The 18,344-nt window shown below is 65.6% G+C and carries 18 protein-coding genes; 3 read left to right on the top strand and 15 right to left on the bottom strand.

What is annotated here, in order from left to right; genetic code table 11:
* The first annotated feature begins 36 nt into the window (after window positions 1-36).
* On the top strand, window positions 37-690 hold the full coding sequence (gene elbB, locus ACIPK7_RS14905; RefSeq protein ID WP_081519505.1) for an isoprenoid biosynthesis glyoxalase ElbB: 654 nt from the start codon (window positions 37-39) through the stop codon (window positions 688-690).
* A gap of 57 nt (window positions 691-747) precedes the next feature.
* On the opposite strand, the gene ACIPK7_RS14910 is transcribed toward elbB, so the two are convergent.
* The 6 genes from ACIPK7_RS14910 to ACIPK7_RS14935 form a co-directional block, all read right to left on the bottom strand.
* Window positions 748-1,218, bottom strand: a complete 471-nt coding sequence (locus ACIPK7_RS14910; RefSeq protein WP_081519504.1) for a YaiI/YqxD family protein — start codon at window positions 1,216-1,218, stop codon at window positions 748-750.
* Window positions 1,219-1,292: 74 nt separating this feature from the next.
* Window positions 1,293-3,194: an FTR1 family protein gene (locus tag ACIPK7_RS14915; RefSeq protein ID WP_401088539.1), complete on the bottom strand. Its 1,902-nt coding sequence runs from the start codon at window positions 3,192-3,194 to the stop codon at window positions 1,293-1,295.
* Between the two features lie 128 nt (window positions 3,195-3,322).
* Window positions 3,323-3,952: a LysE family transporter gene (locus ACIPK7_RS14920; protein WP_192432491.1), complete on the bottom strand. Its 630-nt coding sequence runs from the start codon at window positions 3,950-3,952 to the stop codon at window positions 3,323-3,325.
* A gap of 219 nt (window positions 3,953-4,171) precedes the next feature.
* Window positions 4,172-4,930, bottom strand: coding sequence for a TerC family protein (locus ACIPK7_RS14925; protein WP_081519501.1), 759 nt, complete (start codon window positions 4,928-4,930; stop codon window positions 4,172-4,174).
* Window positions 4,931-4,951: 21 nt separating this feature from the next.
* Window positions 4,952-5,515 carry a mechanosensitive ion channel domain-containing protein gene (locus ACIPK7_RS14930; RefSeq protein WP_401088542.1) on the bottom strand — a complete coding sequence of 188 codons (564 nt, stop codon included), beginning with the start codon at window positions 5,513-5,515 and terminating at the stop codon, window positions 4,952-4,954.
* The gene (locus tag ACIPK7_RS14935) at window positions 5,515-7,425 is read right to left on the bottom strand and encodes an ATP-binding cassette domain-containing protein (RefSeq protein ID WP_401088544.1); all 1,911 of its coding nucleotides are present in this window, start codon (window positions 7,423-7,425) and stop codon (window positions 5,515-5,517) included. The genes ACIPK7_RS14930 and ACIPK7_RS14935 overlap by 1 nt, the downstream gene beginning before the upstream one ends.
* Window positions 7,426-7,472: 47 nt before the next feature.
* Between ACIPK7_RS14935 and ACIPK7_RS14940 the strand changes: the two genes are divergently transcribed.
* On the top strand, window positions 7,473-7,937 hold the full coding sequence (locus ACIPK7_RS14940) for a TIGR02444 family protein (RefSeq protein WP_401088546.1): 465 nt from the start codon (window positions 7,473-7,475) through the stop codon (window positions 7,935-7,937).
* A gap of 3 nt (window positions 7,938-7,940) precedes the next feature.
* Here the strand turns inward: ACIPK7_RS14940 and ACIPK7_RS14945 are convergent, their stop codons facing one another.
* From ACIPK7_RS14945 to ACIPK7_RS14955, 3 genes are all read right to left on the bottom strand, one after another.
* Window positions 7,941-9,122 carry an AlgP family protein gene (locus ACIPK7_RS14945; RefSeq protein ID WP_401088547.1) on the bottom strand — a complete coding sequence of 394 codons (1,182 nt, stop codon included), beginning with the start codon at window positions 9,120-9,122 and terminating at the stop codon, window positions 7,941-7,943.
* A 649-nt stretch (window positions 9,123-9,771) separates the two neighbouring features.
* On the bottom strand, window positions 9,772-10,239 hold the full coding sequence (locus ACIPK7_RS14950; protein ID WP_045213212.1) for an Rsd/AlgQ family anti-sigma factor: 468 nt from the start codon (window positions 10,237-10,239) through the stop codon (window positions 9,772-9,774).
* Window positions 10,240-10,495: 256 nt separating this feature from the next.
* Window positions 10,496-10,981 carry a disulfide bond formation protein B gene (locus tag ACIPK7_RS14955; protein ID WP_192432317.1) on the bottom strand — a complete coding sequence of 162 codons (486 nt, stop codon included), beginning with the start codon at window positions 10,979-10,981 and terminating at the stop codon, window positions 10,496-10,498.
* Window positions 10,982-11,097: 116 nt separating this feature from the next.
* Here ACIPK7_RS14955 and ACIPK7_RS14960 point away from each other — a divergent pair, with 116 nt between their 5' ends.
* The gene (locus tag ACIPK7_RS14960) at window positions 11,098-12,183 is read left to right on the top strand and encodes a PQQ-dependent sugar dehydrogenase (RefSeq protein WP_401088550.1); all 1,086 of its coding nucleotides are present in this window, start codon (window positions 11,098-11,100) and stop codon (window positions 12,181-12,183) included.
* Window positions 12,184-12,231: 48 nt separating this feature from the next.
* Here ACIPK7_RS14960 and ACIPK7_RS14965 read toward each other — a convergent pair whose 3' ends face one another.
* From ACIPK7_RS14965 to ACIPK7_RS14990, 6 genes are all read right to left on the bottom strand, one after another.
* Window positions 12,232-13,464, bottom strand: a complete 1,233-nt coding sequence (locus ACIPK7_RS14965; protein WP_192432319.1) for a heme biosynthesis HemY N-terminal domain-containing protein — start codon at window positions 13,462-13,464, stop codon at window positions 12,232-12,234.
* Complete coding sequence (locus ACIPK7_RS14970; RefSeq protein ID WP_401088552.1) at window positions 13,461-14,573, bottom strand: uroporphyrinogen-III C-methyltransferase; 1,113 nt, start codon at window positions 14,571-14,573, stop codon at window positions 13,461-13,463. Before ACIPK7_RS14970 ends, ACIPK7_RS14965 begins: the two co-directional genes overlap by 4 nt.
* Window positions 14,574-14,600: 27 nt before the next feature.
* Window positions 14,601-15,359, bottom strand: a complete 759-nt coding sequence (locus tag ACIPK7_RS14975) for a uroporphyrinogen-III synthase (RefSeq protein WP_401088554.1) — start codon at window positions 15,357-15,359, stop codon at window positions 14,601-14,603.
* On the bottom strand, window positions 15,356-16,294 hold the full coding sequence (gene hemC, locus ACIPK7_RS14980; RefSeq protein WP_401088556.1) for a hydroxymethylbilane synthase: 939 nt from the start codon (window positions 16,292-16,294) through the stop codon (window positions 15,356-15,358). Before hemC ends, ACIPK7_RS14975 begins: the two co-directional genes overlap by 4 nt.
* A gap of 113 nt (window positions 16,295-16,407) precedes the next feature.
* Entirely contained in the window at window positions 16,408-17,154 is a 747-nt protein-coding gene (algR, locus tag ACIPK7_RS14985) for an alginate biosynthesis regulator AlgR (protein WP_017521347.1), read from the bottom strand.
* Between the two features lie 4 nt (window positions 17,155-17,158).
* Window positions 17,159-18,229: a sensor histidine kinase gene (locus ACIPK7_RS14990; protein ID WP_192432323.1), complete on the bottom strand. Its 1,071-nt coding sequence runs from the start codon at window positions 18,227-18,229 to the stop codon at window positions 17,159-17,161.
* Between the last annotated feature and the right edge of the window lie 115 nt (window positions 18,230-18,344).

Here is an 18,344-nt window from a genome sequence, read left to right on the forward strand (position 1 = left end):
CGCGACATGCCCGGCATCCTCGAACAGGAGCAGTCCATGCAGAAGAAAGTTGCCGTCATCCTCTCCGGCTGCGGCGTCTACGACGGCGCCGAGATCCACGAAAGCGTGATCACCCTGCTGCGTCTTTCCCAGCGCGGCGCCAAGGTGCAGTGCTTCGCCCCGAACATCGCCCAGCACCATGTGCTGAACCACCTCACCGGCGAGGAAATGGCCGAGAGCCGCAACGTGCTGGTGGAATCCGCGCGCATCGCCCGTGGCGAGGTGAAGGACGTGCGCGAAGCCAAGGTGGAAGATTTCGACGCACTGATCGTGCCCGGCGGCTTCGGCGCGGCGAAGAACCTCAGCGACTTCGCCTTCAAGGGCGACCAGTGCGAAGTACAGCCGGACGTACTGGCCCTGGCCAAGGCCTTCGCCGCGGCGAAGAAGCCGGTTGGCCTGCTCTGCATCGCCCCGGCCCTGGCCGCGCGCATCTATGGCGCCGGCGTGGAATGCACCATCGGCACCGACGAAGGCACCGCCCAGGCGCTGACCAGCATGGGCGCCAAGCACATCGACTGCGCCGTGGAAGACATCGTCGAGGACAAGGACCACAAGCTGGTCACCACCCCGGCCTACATGCTCGCGCAATCCATCGCCGAAGCCGCCAGCGGCATCAACAAGGCGGTCGACCGGGTGCTGGAACTGGCCTGAGCGGTACGCTGAACGCAAAACGCCCGGCAATGCCGGGCGTTTTCGTTTTGTGCCAGATCAGCCCTTGCGGCTCTCCGCCTCGCGCAGCAGGCGCGTCAGCAGCCGGTCCAGGCCGTTGGCGAAGGCCTGGCGGTCCTTGTCGCCGTAGGGCGCCTGCCCTCCCCCCACCTGGCCCTGTTCGCGCAGGTCGGTGAACAGGTTGCGCACGGCCAGGCGCTCGCCCATGTTCTTCTCGTCGAACTCGCGGCCACGCGGGTCCAGCGCATCGACGCCCTTCTTCACCAGCCGGTCGGCCAGCGGCACGTCGCTGCAGATCACCAGGTCGCCGGGCTCGGCCTGCTCCACCAGGTAATCGTCGGCGGCGTCCATCCCGCTGGGCACCACTATCAGGCTGACGCAGGCGAACGGCGGCTTGGCCACGGGCTGGCCGGCGACCATCACCACCTCGAGCTTGCGCTTGAGGGCGAACTTGGCCACCAGTTCCTTGGCCGCGCGCGGGCAGGCGTCGGCATCGATCCAGATACGCATAATCGGAAAACCAATCTCCAGAAAGCACGACGGCCAGTATCGCACTGGCCGTCGTGTATCGCTCAGCTATCGCCTCAGGACGAGGCGATCTCGGCGGCCTTGCGGCGCTCGGAGAAGTAGCTGCGTCCGTAGAGCACGGCCACCGCCACCAGCGCCACGGCCTGGGCCGACAGCGAGTAGGCGTCGGCCTTGATGCCGAGCCAGTCGAAGTCGAAGAAGGGCACCGGGCGGGTACCGATCACGCCGGCTTCCTGCAGGGCGACCACGCCGTGGCCGGCGAAGACCACCGACAGGGCGCACAGCAGCGCGGCGTTGACGGTGAAGAACAGCTTCAGGGGCAGCTTCGCCGAGCCACGCAGGATCACGAAGGCGATGGCGATCAGGATCACCACAGCGGTGCCCGCACCAGCGATCACTGCGTTGTGACCGGCCGGGCCGGCCTGCAGCCAGAGGGTCTCGTAGAACAGGATGACCTCGAACAGCTCGCGGTAGACCGAGAAGAACGCCAGCACCGCGAAGCCGAAGCGGCCACCGCCGCCCACCAGGCTGCTGCGGATGTAGTCCTGCCAGGCGGCGGCGTGGCGGCGGTCGTGCATCCACACGCCGAGCCAGAGCACCATCACGCAGGCGAACAGCGAGGTGAAGCCTTCCATCAGCTCGCGCTGGGCACCGCCGATGTCGATGACGTAGGCGGCGACTGCCCAGGTAGCGAAGCCGGCAACGAAGGCCAGGCCCCAGCCGATGTGGACGCCGCGCACGGCCTTCTCCTGCCCGGTGTTGCGCAGGAAGGCGAGGATCGCGGCCAGCACCAGGATCGCTTCCACGCCTTCGCGCAGGAGGATCAGCAGGGCCGAGACGAAGCTGATGGAGGTGCTCAGCGAGTCGCCGCTCAGGGCCTTGGCGGCGTCCGCCAGCTTGGCCTTGGCCAGTGCCAGCTGCTGAGCCACTTCGGCTTCCGGCAGGCCGTCACGCAGCGCCTGACGGTAGGCCATCAGCTGCTTCTCGGTGGCCTTGCGCAGGTCGGCGTCGACGTTGTCCAGCGAGCTTTCCACCAGCTCGAAGCCTTCCAGGTAGGCCGCCACGGACAGGTCGTAGGCCTGATCGTGGTCGCCGGAGCGGTACACGGCGAAGCTCTTGTCCAGGGTCGCGGAGGTGTAGTCGATCTGCTGCGCCGGACCACGGTGCTCCAGCGGCGGGTGGGCACGCAGGGCACGGAAGCTCTCGGCCGCTGCCTCGCCATCGCGCTCGGCGACATCGGCCGGGGTCTGGGTCGAAAGGGTCGCCAGCGGGTAGGCGTGGGCCGGATCGGCCTTGGCCTGACCGGCACTGAGGCCGGCGATATAGGACGCCAGGTCCCAGCGCTGACGCTCGTCGAGCTGGTCGGCGAACGCCGGCATGTCGGTGCCGGAAACACCCAGGCCGATGACGTTGCGCAGGTCGTACAGGCTCAGATGGTCCAGGCGCGCGCGGTCGGTCAGGTTGGCCGGCGGCGGCTCCAGGCCGATACCTGCAGGACCGTCGCCCTTGCCGGCGTCACCGTGGCAGATCGAGCACTGCTGGGTGTAGATCTCGGCGGCACGGGTCGGGTCCGGGGTGATCGAGGGGGTCTGCACCACCTGGTAGGTATCGGCGACACGCGCCTCCAGGTGACGAGCCTGCTGGGCGACCTGCTTGCCAGGAAGGCGCTGCTCGATGGCCTGCTTGAGGCCGGCGGCGTCCTTTTCCAGATCGGCGCGTTCGGGAACGGCCGGCAGGGTGACGATCAGCGCCTGCAGATTACCGACGAACTCCAGCTGCTCCTTGTATTCGCTTTCGTCCACGACCTTGCCGTCAGTGACGGTGGCCGGGTAGTCGGCAGCGAGATAGCTGAGCAGGTGAAGGGCTTGGGAGGGGTCGACAGCCGTGTCGGCGTGAGCTCCAAGGCTGAAGAAACCGACCAGCGGCAACAGCCAGACGAAAAGTTTGGAGGGGCGCATACGGAAAGGTAAATGAGAATGAAAGAGGTTAAATTGTCACCTCAGGTTTCCGTCTATGCAAGGAGAAATGTCCCGCAGAGTTGCGTCCGAAGCGCTCAGGAGGCCACTCCGGAGGCCAGAAATCAGCCTTAGACCGGTGCGCGGCGGACGGTGGCGAGCAGTGCGGCGGCGCCCACGAAGAGGGTCGCGAAAGTCCGATTCATCACCCGCTGCTGACGTTGCGAGCGCAGGGCGCGCAGTACGCGCGCGGCCAGGCCGGTGTACCCGGCCATGACGATCAGGTCCACGGTGATCATGGTGGCGCCCATGATCACGTACTGGATCGCCATCGGACGGTGCGGGTCGACGAACTGCGGCAGCACCGCGAGCATGAAGATCACCGCCTTGGGGTTGCTTGCGTTGACCAGGAAGCCGCGCAGCACCAGGGTCAGCGGCCGGCCGATGGGGCGCTCGCCGCTCGCCGCCATCACCTGCGGGGCAGCGGTCCACTGGCGGTACGCAAGGTAGACCAGGTAGACCACGCCGAACCACTTGATCGCGCTGAACGCCACGGCCGAAGCCGAGAGCAGCGCGCCAACGCCGGCAGCGACGATGGCGATCTGCAGCGCCAGGCCGATCTGCAGGCCCAGGGCATTCCAGTAACCGCGCCAGAATCCGTATTGCAGCCCGCAGGACATCGAGGCAATGGCACCGGCGCCGGGAGACAGGCTGATTACCCAGCAGGCGATGAAGAAGGCGAACCAGGTACTGGCGAGCATTGCGGACCTCACGGCGCCCAGGCAGGGCGCAATAATTTGTTACGGGGAGCCAGTGTGCCTCAGTCGCGCCGACTCGCCCAGCATTGCCGACGAAGGTCGGATGATCCTTGTGGGAGCGCGCCATGCGCGCGAGCGCGGGCATGGCGCGCTCCTACATTTTGGGTGCCCAACAAAAAGCCCGGCACTAGGCCGGGCTTTTTTCGTTTCGCGACAGACCGATCAGCTCGGGATGTCCTTGCGCAGCTTCACCGGCTCCTCGCCGCGCTTGCGCGCCAGGGCGCCGCGCAGGCGGATGTTGATCGCCTCCACCGCCAGCGAGAAGGCCATGGCGAAGTACACGTAGCCCTTGGGCACGTGGATCTCGAAGGCCTCGGCGATCAGCACGGTGCCGACCACGATGAGGAACGACAGCGCGAGCATCTTCAGCGACGGGTGCTTCTCGATGAAGGCGCTGATGGTGCCGGCCGACAGCATCATCACGCCGACGGAGATGACGATGGCCGCGACCATCACCGGCACGTGCTGCACCAGGCCTACGGCGGTGATCACCGAGTCCAGCGAGAAGACAATGTCGATGATCGCGATCTGGATGATGATGCCCATGAAGCCGCGGGACTTGCCGCCCTGCTGCCCGCCCTCTTCCGCACCTTCGAGGCTGTGGAAGATTTCCATGGTGCTCTTGAACAGCAGGAACAGGCCGCCGAAGAACAGGATCAGGTCACGCCCGGAAATGCCGTGGTCGAACACGGTGAACAGGTCGGCCGTCAGGCGCATCACCCAGGTGATCGACAGCAGCAACAGGATGCGCGTGCCCATCGCCAGCGCCAGGCCGAAGAAACGCGCCTTGGGTTGCTGCGCGGGCGGCAGGCGGCCGACCAGGATGGAAATGAAGATGATGTTGTCGATGCCCAGGACGATTTCCAGGGCAGTCAGGGTCAGAAAGGCAACCCAGATCTCAGGGCTAGTGAGCCATTCCATAGTGGGGGATGTCCGTTGGGGTCAGGGGGTGGTGGGGAAATTCGGGCCGCGCCAGCGGCGGATGGCCTTCTGGAAGAACAGGTTGTTCGGCACCTGCAGCAGCGCGCCGGGGGTGCCGTCCTCGGCGACTTCTTCCAGGGTGGTGTAGAGCAGGTTGATCGCGATCACCCTACCCTTCACGCCGGGCTTGTCGGCGGACTCGATGACCTCCACGCGGTCGCCCAGGCGGAACGGCCCCATGGTGAAGATCATCAGCGCGCAGAACAGGTTGGAGAGCACGCTCCAGATGGCGAAGAAGGCCACCGCCGCAACCGCGGCGAAGCCTGTCAGCGCGGCCCACAGTACATCGGCGGAAACGCCCAGGCGCTCCAGCACCAGCATCACCGCCGAGCCCATGACCAGCCAGCGCAGGCCGCCGCGCAGCGGCAGCAGCAGCTCCGGCGGCATCGGGTAGCGCTCGCCGAGCCGGCTGACGGCGCGCGTCAACACGCGCTGCAGCAGCCACGCCAGCAGCAGGACGAGGATGATCTGCCCGCCGCGCAGCAGCGGTTCGCTCCACGCCACCAGCAGGTTCACATTGTCCATCACTCGCTGGCCTCGAGCTGGCGCTGCAGCTCTTCGAGGGTTTCCAGCGCCATCAGCCAGGACTCTTCCAACTCGCTCTCGCGACCCTTCAGGGTCGCCTGGCGGGCGAGCAGATCGCGCAGTTCATCCTTGCGCGAGGACTCGTAGAGCGCGCTGTCGCCCAGGCGCTGTTCCAAGTCGGCGAGCTGCTCGTGGACCTTGCCCAGCTCCTTCTCCAGCTTGTCCGCCTCGCGCTTGTGCGGGGCGAGCTGCTGGCGCAGGGCCGCGGCGGCCTGGCGCTGGGCGCGCTTGTCGGTCTTGTCGCCAGCGGGAGCGGCGGGCGACGACGGCGTCTGCCGCGCGCGGAAGTCCACCAGCCAGCGGGCGTAGTCTTCGAGGTCGCCGTCGAATTCCTGGATGCGCCCGTCGGCCACCAGCAGGAATTCATCGGTAGTGCTCTTGAGCAGGTGACGATCGTGGGACACCACCACCACGGCGCCGGAGAATTCCTGCAGCGCGAGAGTCAGCGCCAGGCGCATTTCCAGGTCAAGGTGGTTGGTCGGTTCGTCGAGCAGCAGCAGGTTGGGCTTCTGCCAGGCGATCAGCGCCAGGGCCAGGCGCGCCTTCTCGCCACCGGAGAAGTTCAGGACCGGCTCGTCGCAGCGCTCGCCACGGAAGTCGAACCCGCCGAGGAAGTCGCGCAGGGTCTGCTCGCGTTCCGCTGGCGCTATGCGCGCCAGGTGCAGCAGCGGGCTGGCCTTGGGATCGAGGGAGTCGAGCTGGTGCTGGGCGAAGTAGCCGATGGCGAGGTTCTCGCCACGGGCAAGCTCACCCGACAGCAGCGACAGATCGCCGGACAGGGTTTTGATCAGCGTGGACTTGCCCGCGCCGTTGGGACCGAGCAGGCCGATGCGCGCGCCGGGCACCAGCTGCAGCTTGACCTTCTCCAGCACGGTCTTGTCGCCGTAGCCAAGACGGGCTTCGGAGAGATTGAGCAGCGGGCTGGAAATCTTGTCGGATTCGCGGAAGACAAAGTCGAAGGGCGAGTCGACGTGGGCCGGCGCCAGTTCTTCCAGGCGTTCCAGCGCCTTGATCCGGCTCTGCGCCTGGCGGGCCTTGGTGGCCTGGGCGCGGAAGCGGGCAATGTACTTTTCCATGTGCGCGCGCTGCGCCTGCTGCTTCTCGTACGCCTGTTGCTGCTGGGCGAGGCGTTCGGCGCGGGTGCGCTCGAAGGCCGAGTAGCCGCCGCGGTACAGGGTCAGCTTGCGCTGTTCGAGGTGGGCGATGTTGTCCACCACGGCGTCGAGGAAGTCGCGGTCGTGGGAGATCAGCAGTAGCGTGCCCGGATAACCCTTGAGCCACTCTTCCAGCCAGAGGATGGCGTCGAGGTCGAGGTGGTTGGTGGGCTCGTCGAGCAGCAGCAGTTCGGACGGGCACATCAGCGCCTGCGCCAGGTTCAGGCGCATCCGCCAGCCACCGGAGAAGTCGCCGACGCGGCGGTCCATCTGCTCGGAGGTGAAGCCCAGGCCGGCCAGCAGCTTGCGCGCGCGGGCATCGGCGGTGTATCCGTCGGCACTGTCCAGCTCGCTGTGCAGGCGCGCCAGGGCGGTGCCGTCGTGGGCGTCTTCCGCCGCGGCGAGGTCCGCCTGGATCTTGCGCAGGTGCACGTCGCCGTCGAGCACGTAGTCGACGGCGAGGCGGTCGAGGGTATCGACTTCCTGGCGCATGTGCGCGATACGCCAGTCCGCGGGCAGGTAGCAGTCGCCGGCGTCCTGGCCGAGCTGGCCGCGCAGCAGGGCGAACAGGCTCGACTTGCCGGCGCCGTTGGCGCCGATCAGGCCGACTTTCTGTCCGGCGTGCAGGGTGAGTTCGGCACCTTCCAGCAAGCGCTGGGGGCCACGCTGTAGCGTAAGATTTTGTAGTCGAATCATGGCGGCGGAGTTTATCAGCTTCGCCTGGCAATCGCTGTGGGTGCTCTATGTCTGATGATGTCTGGTCGTATGCGCTGAAACTCTACGCCCGCCCTGGGATTGAGGCGGTTTGCCTGTCCCTGCAGGAAGGCGGCGCGGATGTCTGTCTGCTGCTCGCTGCGGCGTGGCTGGGCGGCACTGGCGTGGCCTTCGAAACGTCGCGAATGAGCGAGCTGGAAGGGACCGCGCAGGGATGGCGTGAAGAGGTGATTGTGCCTTTGCGTTCGCTGCGTCAGCGCTGGCGAGAATCGGCGAAGCAGGATACGCAGCTGGCGCCGCTGAGGGAACGGATCAAGCAGCTCGAACTGGAAGCAGAACAGGTGCTGCTGGGGAGACTGGAGATGGTGGCGCAGGATTGGCCACGGGGTGAAGCGGAGGATCTGGCGCGCTGGCTGGAGGCCGCGGCAGGCGAAGCGGGCGGCTTGCGCCGCGATGCGCGGGAAACCCTGCGCACCGCGGCGAGCCTCTCCTGAGCCTTAGGAAGCGCTGGAGGAGTTGCTGCTGGCCGGAGCAGCCGGTGCCGGAGTGGTGCTGGCAACCGGGGTAGCGGCCGGAGTGCTCGGCTGGGCAGCCGGTGCACTCGGGGCAGCCGGAGCGGCCGGCTTGGCAGCGACGGCAGGCTTGGCCGCAGCCGGTTTGGCTGCAGGCTTGGCTGCAGGCTTGGCTGCAGGTTTTGCAGCAGGCTTGGCTGCGGCTTTCACGGCCGGTTTGGCAGCCGGTTTGGCGGCAGCGGCGGGCTTGGCGGCAGCAGGCTTGGCGGCCGGCTTCGAGGCGGGTTTGGCAACGGCTTTCGCAGCAGGCTTCGCAGCCGGTTTAGCGGCGGGCTTGGCAGCGGCTTTCGCAGCAGGCTTCGCAACCGGTTTAGCGGCCGGTTTTGCAGCAGCGGCAGCAGGCTTGGCAGCGGGTTTGGCTGCCGGCTTGGCGGCGGCTTTCGCAGCAGGCTTCGCAGCCGGTTTAGCGGCAGGCTTGGCGGCGGGCTTGGCAGCAGCAGTCTTGGCGGCCGGCTTGGCTGCAGGTTTTGCAGCAGGCTTGGCGGCTGGTTTGGCTGCAGCCTTGGCAGCTGGTTTGGCTGCAGGTTTGGCAGCAGCTTTCGCGGCAGCAGGCTTGGCAGCGGCAACCTTGGCAACCGGCTTCGCAGCAGGCTTGGCGGTGGGTTTAGCAGCGGCTTTGGCGACAGGCTTGGCGGCAGCTTTCACGGCCGGTTTAGCAGCAGGTTTGGCAGCGGCCTTGGCAACCGGTTTTGCGGCAGCGACCGGTTTGCGGGTTGCCAGGGACTTGCCAGCGGCTTCCTTCACCTTGGTCACGCCCTGGGCGAGCTTCAGGCTCTCCTGCACATCGCGCTTGAGGTTGGCGATGTAGGCACGGGTTTCAGTCTGGCGGCTCTTCAGAACATCCAGCACGCCATCGAGCTCAGCGATGCTCGACTTGGCCTTGGCCTGCGCTTTCGCCTTGCCGGCCTTGGTCGCGTCCTGCAGCTTGGTGCGTGCGTTGTGCAGCTTCTCCTGAGCCTTGCCGCGTTGTTTCTCGAGCTTGGCGAGCAGCTTTTCGGAATCGACGAGCGCCTGCTTGCAGGCACCTTCGAGGTGTTCGATCAGACTGTTGGACAACTGGTGCAGCAGGTGCAGAGGGGTAGTGACGGGTTTCTTGTTGGCCGACATGACGTGCCTCCTGGCGGACGTGGTTGCGCCCATACTAGCCCCGCTGATGGCCTCTCGCCAATGTCCCTATTGTGCTGCAGGCCGCAGCAGGCATTGGCTTCAGAGGTTTTCAGCAGTGCGCGAAGGCGCGTTTTTTCACTCACTCAATGACGCTGCCCCGAGCACTTGGTTCCGTTGGCGCAATCGGCCAGGCAGCGCAAACGCCCGTGGCGTGTGCGTTTGCGGGTGAAAAATAAATTTCCAGAGTTAGCCGAAAAAGCCCGTCGCAGAGCCTTTTGCACAACACGCAGCAGTCTTGAGGAAGGCGGACTGGCAGTCGTTCGAGGCGCGTCAGCACGACGCGAGAAACAAGGTCGCGGCACTGTGGAAATGCTCTTGCGAGCCCCCGTTCACAGCCTTCGTTGCGGCCCATTTTCAGCAGCGATTCATCACGCGAAAAAGACGGCGAGAGCACAGCTGCAAGCTGCCGAACGGCGTGAGTTTTTTAGCACGGCGCGCTCAGAGCGCGAAGATCGAAACATCGCGGACAGAGTCCACTCCTGTGGTCCTGAAGCTCCGTCCGCGATAGGCATGAACGACACGGACTCAACACAAACGAAAACGGCGCGAGTGCTTCAAGCGCTCGCGCCGTTGTCGGAAGTCCCTTCACTCAGGCCGTAACGGCTTTCTGCTCATGGGAGTTGTGCAGCACTTCGATCAGGCAGTCTTCCAATTCGAAGCGTTCGTGCAGTTGCTGGCGCAGGCTCTTCAGTTCACTGGTAAGGCAAGTGCCTTCGCGGCAATCGCCGTTGTCGCAGCGGTCGTTGAAGTTCAGCGCGTTGGCCGTGATGGTCTCCAGGCGCGGGTAGATCTGCTTGGCCAGTTCAAGGCCGCGCGTATCACCGAAGGCCTGCGCCTCGTTCATCAGTTGTTCGTACACTTCGAAGTGTCCCGCCGACACGTAGTCGAGCAGGAGCTGGCAGAAGCTCTGGAGGTTTTCGGCGTTGGTCTTCGGCGCCTGGACACCGTCCAGGGAATCGAATGCCCGGACCAACTCATGTCGATCCCGCAACCAGCGGTCGATCAGCTGGTGTACGCCTCCCCAACGTTCCTGGGCATTACGGCAGCTCTCGAGCATGTTGTCCTCACTTCCCTTTCGCCGTCCCGGCTAGGTCCGCCCCGGGACAATATTCTGTCGATTCTCGACGTCCGCGATGTATGAAGCTTGTTCGGCGGCGGCTTTCCGACGGAGTGGAAAACCAGAGTATGCCCGCCCGTTATCGCCTTCAAGACACCGGCAACGGGAAAATTCATACGAGCGTTTAATCGACAGACCGCGACGCCTCTGGCCTGCGCCGAAGAGGCGCAGACCATGGCGAATTGAGATGCGACGCTCAGCCGCGGCGGCGGAAGAACTGCACGATGGCGAACAGGGCATAACCGACGAAGGCCAGCAGGCTCCACTCCGCGATACTCATGCCGAGCAGCGTCCAGGTGACCTCGGCGCAGTCGGCCGAACCGTGGAACATGGTGTAGAGGATCTGCGTGTAGGGCATGCTCTCGAGCATGAAATCCAGCGGCGGCAGGCAGGACGGCAGTTGGTCCGGCGGCAGGGTCTGCAGCCAAAGCTGACGACCCGCAGTGCCAGCGCCACCCAGGGCGCTGAGCAGGATCAGAACCGAGTACACGCGCGGCGCACGACCGTGCAGCGCGGCGATCAGCGAGAACAGACCGCAACCGGCGAAGAAGATGCGCTGCAGGATGCACAGCGGGCAAGGCTCCAGTCCGACCACGTACTGCAGGTAGAAGCCGGTGCCAAGCAAGGCGACGCAGGCGAGGAAAGCGAGGAAGAACAGGGAACGAGGGCTGGCCAGGTTCATGGCGGCTCCGCTGAAAAGCGCTGTTGCACGAAAGGCCGCTACGGTAGTGGAAACACGGCGATCAGTTCAAGACGAGTGTCTAGACTGGCCGTGGCACTCATCCGGGAATTCCTGCCATGCGTCGTCATTTCCTACTTTGCTCGCTGCTTTCCCTGACAGCAGCACCGGCCATAGCCGCCACTGACCTCAGCCAGATTCGACTCCCTGAAGGCTTCCACATCAGCCTGCTCACCGACCAGGTGCCGGGCGCCCGCGCCATGGCCTGGGGCGAAAAGGGCACGCTGTTCGTGGGTAGCCGCTCCGCGGACAAGGTCTATGCGGTGAAGCCCGACGGCCGGGTAAAAGCGCTCGCCAATGGTTTGCAGATGCCCGTGGGCGTGACCTTCCACAAGGGCGACCTGTACGTGTCGTCGATCAACCGCATCGTCGTGCTGCGCGACATCGAAGCGCACCTGGACGCCCCGCCCAGGGCCGAGGAACTGCCGGCGCAGTTTCCGAAGGAAACCGCACATGGCTGGAAATTCATCGCCTTTGGCCCGGACGACAAGCTCTATGTGCCGGTCGGCGCGCCGTGCAACATCTGCCGCCCAGACCGCAACCAGTACGCCAACCTGCAGCGCATGAACGCCGACGGCAGCGCGCGGGAAGTGGTCGCCTACGGCATCCGCAATACGGTCGGCTTCACCTGGCACCCGCAGACCAGGCAACTGTGGTTCACCGACAACGGACGCGACATGCTCGGCGACGACAAGCCCGATGACGAGCTGAACAAGGTCAGCAAGCTGGGCGAGGACTTCGGCTATCCCGACTGTCACCAGGGCGACATCGCCGATCCTGAAGAGGGTAGGAAACCCTGCTCTGCCTTCACTCCGCCAGTGGCCAGGCTGGGCCCGCACGTCGCCGCGTTGGGGCTGCGTTTCTATACGGGTGAGCAGTTCCCCGCCGAGTACCGCAACAACCTGTTCATCGCCGAGCACGGGTCGTGGAACCGCACGCAGAAGATCGGCTATCGCGTTGCGCGGATCGAGCTCAACGAGGACGGCACGCTGAAGCGCCAGAGTGTGTTCGCCGAAGGCTGGCTCGACAAGAATGGCGGAGTCAGCGGGAGGCCGGCGGACGTACTGGTGGCACCGGACGGCTCGCTGCTGGTCAGCGATGATCAGAACGGTGCGATCTATCGCATTAGCTACAGCAAACCCTGAAAACGAAAACGACGCCCAGGGGCGCCGTTTTCACTTCGAGCAACGCGATCAGGCGCGCGCGGCCGCCGGCAGTGAGACCGGCGGAGCCAGCAGACCCAGGCCCTCCTGGAACAGCTGATTGCTCCGCTCCACTTCACCCAGCTGCGCCAGCAGGCGCGCCAGCTCGGCGCAGGTTTCCGCGCTGCGCTGGCGCGCCAGACTGGCCTCCAGGTACTCGCGCGCCTTGCCCCACAGTTTGTTTTGCAGGCTCAGGCGGCCGAGGGTCAGCAGCAGCTCGGGATCGTCGCCATGCTGCTTCAGCCAGCCTTCGGCAGTCTTCAACTGGTGCGCGCCATCGCGACCACGGGCGCGGCCATACAAGTGCACCAGACGGCTGTCGTAGCCTTCCTTGAGCGCCTTGCGCAGCACGTCCTCAGCCTCTTCTGGCGCGCCCAGACGCAGCAACTGTTCGGCGTACGCCGCTACCAGCGGCGGTTGCGCACGCAAGTTCGACGGCACGTTCTGCCAGCGCTGGGTCAGCGGCTGCAGACTGCTTTCCCCCTGGCCGATGCCCTGCTCGCCCGCCTCGCCCAGCGCGGCCATCCAGGTGCGGCGCTCCAGGTCCGCCAGCTCGGCGTTCTGCAGCACGCGCTCCTTGCGCAGTTCGGGCAGCAATACGCACAGGGCTTGCCAGTCATGGAGGCTGACGTAGAGCTGCTGGAGCAGGCGCAGGACGGTCGGATGACGTGGATGATCCTGGTGCAGCTTGTCCAACACCACGCGGGCGCGGGTGAAGTCGCCACGATTGATCAGCAGTTGGGAACGGGTCAGGCCTACCGCAAGTTCGGAGCCGGGCTCGCGCTCCTGGGCGCGGTCCAGCAGTTCGTCGCATTCTTCGGTCTTGCCCAGCTCGTTAGCCGCGCGGGCGGCGCCCAGGTAATGCGGCAGTGGGCGATCGCTCAGCTCGGCAGCACGACGCAGGTGACGCAGCGCCTGCGCCCAGTGGCCTTCGGCGAGATCACGCTGGCCGTGCTCCTCGGCCAGTTGCGAACGGCGGCGACGGTTGAAGCGCGACCAGGGGTTCACCACGCGGCCGGACACGCCCAGCAGGCGCAACACCAGGCGCACGACGAGGTAGATCACCCAGAGCACCACCAGCAGTGCGAGGAAGGTCCACAGGCTGGATTCGTAACGGAAGCTCTTGTAGGCGATCAGCACGTAGCCGGACTGCTCGGCGATGGCCAGCCCGACCAGGGTCGCCGCCAGGACCACGGCAAGGATCAGGACATAGACGCGGCTCATGGCTGGGTCCCCGCGTCGGGCGCCACCGCCTCCTGCTGCTGCACCGCATTCTCGCGGCGCGACAGGTAGGCCTGCAGCGAACTCAGGGCCGGGCCGAGGTCCGGCGTCTGCACGGTGACGGCCTGGCCGCTCAGCTCATCCAGTCGCGCAACCAGCGCGCGGCTGTCGGCAAGGTCGGCGTTGAAGAAGTCGCCGACTATCTGCTTGGCCTGCTTCAGCGCCTGCTCGTAGACGTCCTGCTTGCCGTTCAGCGCGGCCCACTGCGCCTGCTCCAGGGCAAGGCTCAGGGCGAGGCGGACGCGGTCCAGCTGCTGGCCGGAAAGCAGCGGGCGGATGTCCTGCCCGGCGTTGAAATCGATGCGCACGTATTGCGAGACGCGATCCCACCACTCGCTCCAGCGATCATTGCCGTCGCTCCAGGCGGTTTTCGGGCCGCTCCCGGTGTCGGAGGGTTTGAAGGCGGGGTTCAGCGGTTGCAGCTGCGCAGCCTGGTCGCGCAGCGCACCCAGCTGCAGGAACAGCCCGGTGCGATCCGGACGCGGCAGCGCGCGCAGCGCCTCGAGGCTCTTGGCCAATTGCGCGCGGGCAGCGAACGCCCCCGGATCATTGTTCATGCGAAGGATATCGTCGGCACCCTGGACCAGCTCGGTGGCGCTGTCGATGTCCTGCAGTGCGGAAAGGCGCAGCGCGGCGAGGCGCAGCAAGTGTTCGGATTCAGCCAGGCGCCACTGCTGGCGACTCTGCCCCAGGACCTGCTTGACCTGCTTGGCCAGCTGCTGCTGGTCGCCCTGCAGCTCCACCACGAGGCGGCGGCGGGCTTCGAGCTCGTCGGCGTTGGGCAGGGTATCCAGGCGCTTGTTCAGCTCCGCGTTGGCGTTCTGTAGGCCCTGCGCCTGGGCGCGGGCATCTTCCAGTTGCGCGGCACGCTGCTGCTCGGCGCCCTTGAGCTGCTGGACCTGCCAGACACCCCAGCCACCGGCGGCGAGGCCGGCGGCGCCGACCAGCAGGGCCAGCAGGGCGATGCCCGTGCCGCCCTTGCGCGGGGCCGGCACGGGGGCCGGACTGGACGATGTTGGTGAAGTCTCTTGGGGAGTGACGGCTTCGCTCACAGATCCATCCTTCGCTCGGAAATTGTTCTAGTCGGCGCTTCTCAACGCTTCCATTAATGCCGCCGGGCTTGCGCCCCGGCAATCGATTACGTGCAGCGCCCCCATCTCCCGCGCCAGCTCAGCCACCCGCGGGCTGGGCACGAACAACGGCATGGCACTGACTTGCGGCCAATCCGCCGCCGCCAGCTGGCGCAGGTGCTCGAGGCCCTGCCCACTACTGACCGCGATGGCGTTCAAACGCTCCCCCTGGATTCGCCGCAGCAGTTCGCCCGGAGAGTATGCCGGCATTTCGCGCCGGTAGAGTTCCAGATAGTCGACCACCACGCCTTGGCCGCGCAGGCGCTCGGCAAGGAATTCTCGGCCACTCTCGCCGCGCATGATCAGCACCTTCGGATCATGCACCTGCAGGGCTTGCTCGAACTCTGGCAGAGCCAGCAGGGCTTCGCTGTCGTCGCCGTCCTGCGGGCAGACCACATCCAGACCGTAGTCTTCGAGGATAGTCGCCGTGGCGGCGCCCACGGTGAACCAGCGCTGGGTCAGCGGCGGTTGCGGCCAGTAGCGGTCGAGCCGCTCCAGGCCCAGGCGCGCCGCGGGCTTGCTGACCACGATAACCGCGCAGTAGCGGTCCAGGTCAAGGATCAGGCTGCGCTCGACGGGTGTCTCTTCGCGCGGCGTGATCGACAGCAAAGGCAGGCAGTCGCCGTGAATGCCATGTTCGGCGAGGGTGGCGGCGAGCGCCGCGCAATCCTCTTCGGGACGGGTCAGCAGCAGCCGCCAGCGGCTCACGAGTGACCGGCCTCGCCGTAGACCGCGTCGAGGATTTCCTGGGCTCCCTGGCCCAGCAGGTCTTCCGCGACCTTCACGCCGAGGGTTTCGGCTTCGGCGAAGGGCGCACGGGCTTCGGCGCGCAGCAGTTCGGTGCCGTCGGGCTGGCCGACCAGGCCACGCAGCCATAACTGATCGCCCTCGAGGGTGGCGTAGCAGGCGATGGGTACCTGGCAGCCGCCATTGAGGCGCTTGTTCAGCGCGCGCTCGGCGGTGACACGCAGGGCGGTCTCACGGTGATGCAGCGGCTGCAGCAGGGCGTGGACTTCTGCGTCGGCGGTACGGCACTCGATGCCCACCGCTCCCTGGCCGCCTGCCGGAAGACTGACTTCAACGCTGATGGAAGAACGGATGCGGTCTTCGAAACCGAGGCGGATCAGACCGGCGGCAGCGAGGATGATCGCGTCGTATTTGCCGGCATCGAGCTTGGCCAGGCGGGTGTTGACGTTGCCGCGAAGGAAGCGGATCTGCAGGTCCGGCCGGCTGGCCAGCAGTTGGGCCTGGCGGCGCAAGCTGGAAGTGCCGACCACACTGCCGGCAGGCAGGTCGTCAAGGCTCGCATAGGTGTTGGAGACAAAGGCGTCGCGCGGGTCTTCACGTTCGCAGATGCAATACAGGCCCAGGCCTTCGGGGAAGTCCATCGGCACGTCCTTCATGGAGTGCACGGCGATGTCCGCTTCATTCTCCAGCAGGGCGGTTTCCAGTTCCTTGACGAACAGGCCCTTGCCGCCGATTTTCGCCAGCGGCGCATCCAGCAGCTTGTCGCCGCGGCTGGTCATCGGCAGGAGGGTCACGGTCAGGCCAGGGTGAGCCTGTTCTAGGCGGGCCTTGACGTATTCGGCCTGCCAGAGTGCCAGGGCGCTCTGGCGCGTGGCGATACGGATTTCGCGAGACATGGGCATTTCCAGGCAAAGGAAGCGTGCAAGAAAGTGCCCGCATGATAACAGCTCAAGCAAACGAAAAGCCCGGGGGCTGCCCCCCGGGCTTCAGTCGCTGCGGCACTGTGTCGCTACAGGTTATGCATGAGTCGCCGCACGCCGGCGACATGGCGGCGGCTGACAGTCAGCGCATCGCCATTGAGTCCTTTCAGGTACAGCTGGAAGTGCCCTAGCGGGGTGCGCTGCAGGCGTTCGATGCGTTCGCGGGAAACCAGCGCGTTGCGGTGGATACGCACGAATCGGTCACCGAACTCGTCCTCCAGCGCCTTCAGCGGTTCGTCCAGCAGCACTTCACCGCCCGCGTGGCGCAGGGTCACGTATTTGTGGTCGGCGATGAAAAAGATCACGTCTTCCAGCGGAATCAGCTCGATCCCTTTGCGGGTCCGCGCACTGATGTGGCTGCGCGGGCCGGGACCGCCGGCGGCCGGGGGCTTGGTCAGCGCCGCCAGCTGCACGCGGTTGGGCCGCGAAGCCTTCTTCAGGGCGTCTGCCAGGTCCTCGCTGCGGACCGGCTTGACCAGGTAGCCGACCGCACTGACCTGAAACGCCTCCAGGGCGAATTCATCATGGGCGGTACAGAAAATCACCGCCGGAGGGGCTTCGCGCTCGCACAGCTTGGCGGCCACCTGAAGCCCGTCCAGGCCGGGCATGCGGATATCCAGCAGGACGATATCCGGCTTCAGGCTGTCGATCAGCGTCAGCGCTTCTTCGCCGTTGCTGGCGGATGGCTCGAGGACGCGATAGCCGTCCAGTTGCCCCACCAGCCGGGCCAGGCGCTCTCGCGCCAGTGGTTCGTCATCGACGATCAGGACATTCATAAGCTCAGGCTTCCTGCATGAGACGCGCACATGGATAGCGTAGACAGGTGAAGTGCCGTCCGTCACGGCGCTCGACGGTGAGACTAGCTTTTGGCCCGAAAAGTGCCGCAAGTCGCGCTGCAATATTCTGCAGGGCCTGCTTGGTCCCCTTCGTGGGCAGCGTCTCGGTCGATTCGTCGTACGGGTTGCTCACGCAGAGCTGGAACACACCGTCACGGTATTCCGCCTCAACTTTCACCAGACCGCCTTCGATGCGCGGCTGGATGCCATAAATCAATGAGTTCTCAAGCAATGGCTGCAGCGTCAACTGGGGAATCGGCACGCCATCGGGCACGCCGCTCACTTGCCAGTCCATCTGCAACCGGTCGCCAAGACGGAACTGCTCAATGGAAAGATAGCGTCTGGCCAGCTCAAGTTCCTCTCCCCAGGAAATTAATGTTCCAGGTTTGGCCAGGCTGGCGCGGAAAAGGTCCGAAAGATTCAGCACCGCCAGCTCGGCCTTGGCCGGATCGATCTCGATCAGGCTGGCGATGCTGTTAAGGCTGTTGAACAGGAAATGCGGACGGATTCTCGCCTGCAGCGATTCGATCCGCGCCCGCAACTCAGCCTGCTGCTGCCGTCGCCATTGGCTCTGGAGATAGAAATAGCGTAGCAACAGCGTGGACATGATGAGCGCAATCAATGCATGGCGCAGGTAGAGATTGACCTCACCGGTGCGGTTCATCGGCCCGCCGAGGGAGAAATAATCCGCCACCCAGGTGCAAGCCAGCGTCAGCAGGACCACCAGCGCACAACTGAGCAGACCGGAGAACCACGCCGGCCAGCGCGCCATGAAAGGCCGCAACTGGCACAGCAGGCCGGCCGAGAGCAGCACGATCCACTGCACGAACAGCGAGGATAGGGCCAGCCGCACCCAATTGAAGCTGGGTGTCATCGGCTCGGCGAGTACCAGCACGAGCACCAGCAACTCAGCGAGCAGCACCAGGCTGAACAGCGCCTCGGGCTGGCAGAGTTCGGGGATGAAGAAATCTTCGTTGGGCGCCGGCTGGTCGCCGGTCTTCGTCAATCTGGGCATCGACGCAGTTTCCGTAAGCGCCTGCATGGCGGCAAGCGCCGCGTGATGGCAAAACGCTGGAATTGTCGGCCAGCGCAAGGATCGGCTCGGTCACCCGCGGCAATCGGCCCCCCGC

The sequence above is a fragment of the Pseudomonas sp. NPDC086581 genome, assembly GCF_044746165.1.
In the GTDB taxonomy this organism is placed as follows: domain Bacteria; phylum Pseudomonadota; class Gammaproteobacteria; order Pseudomonadales; family Pseudomonadaceae; genus Pseudomonas.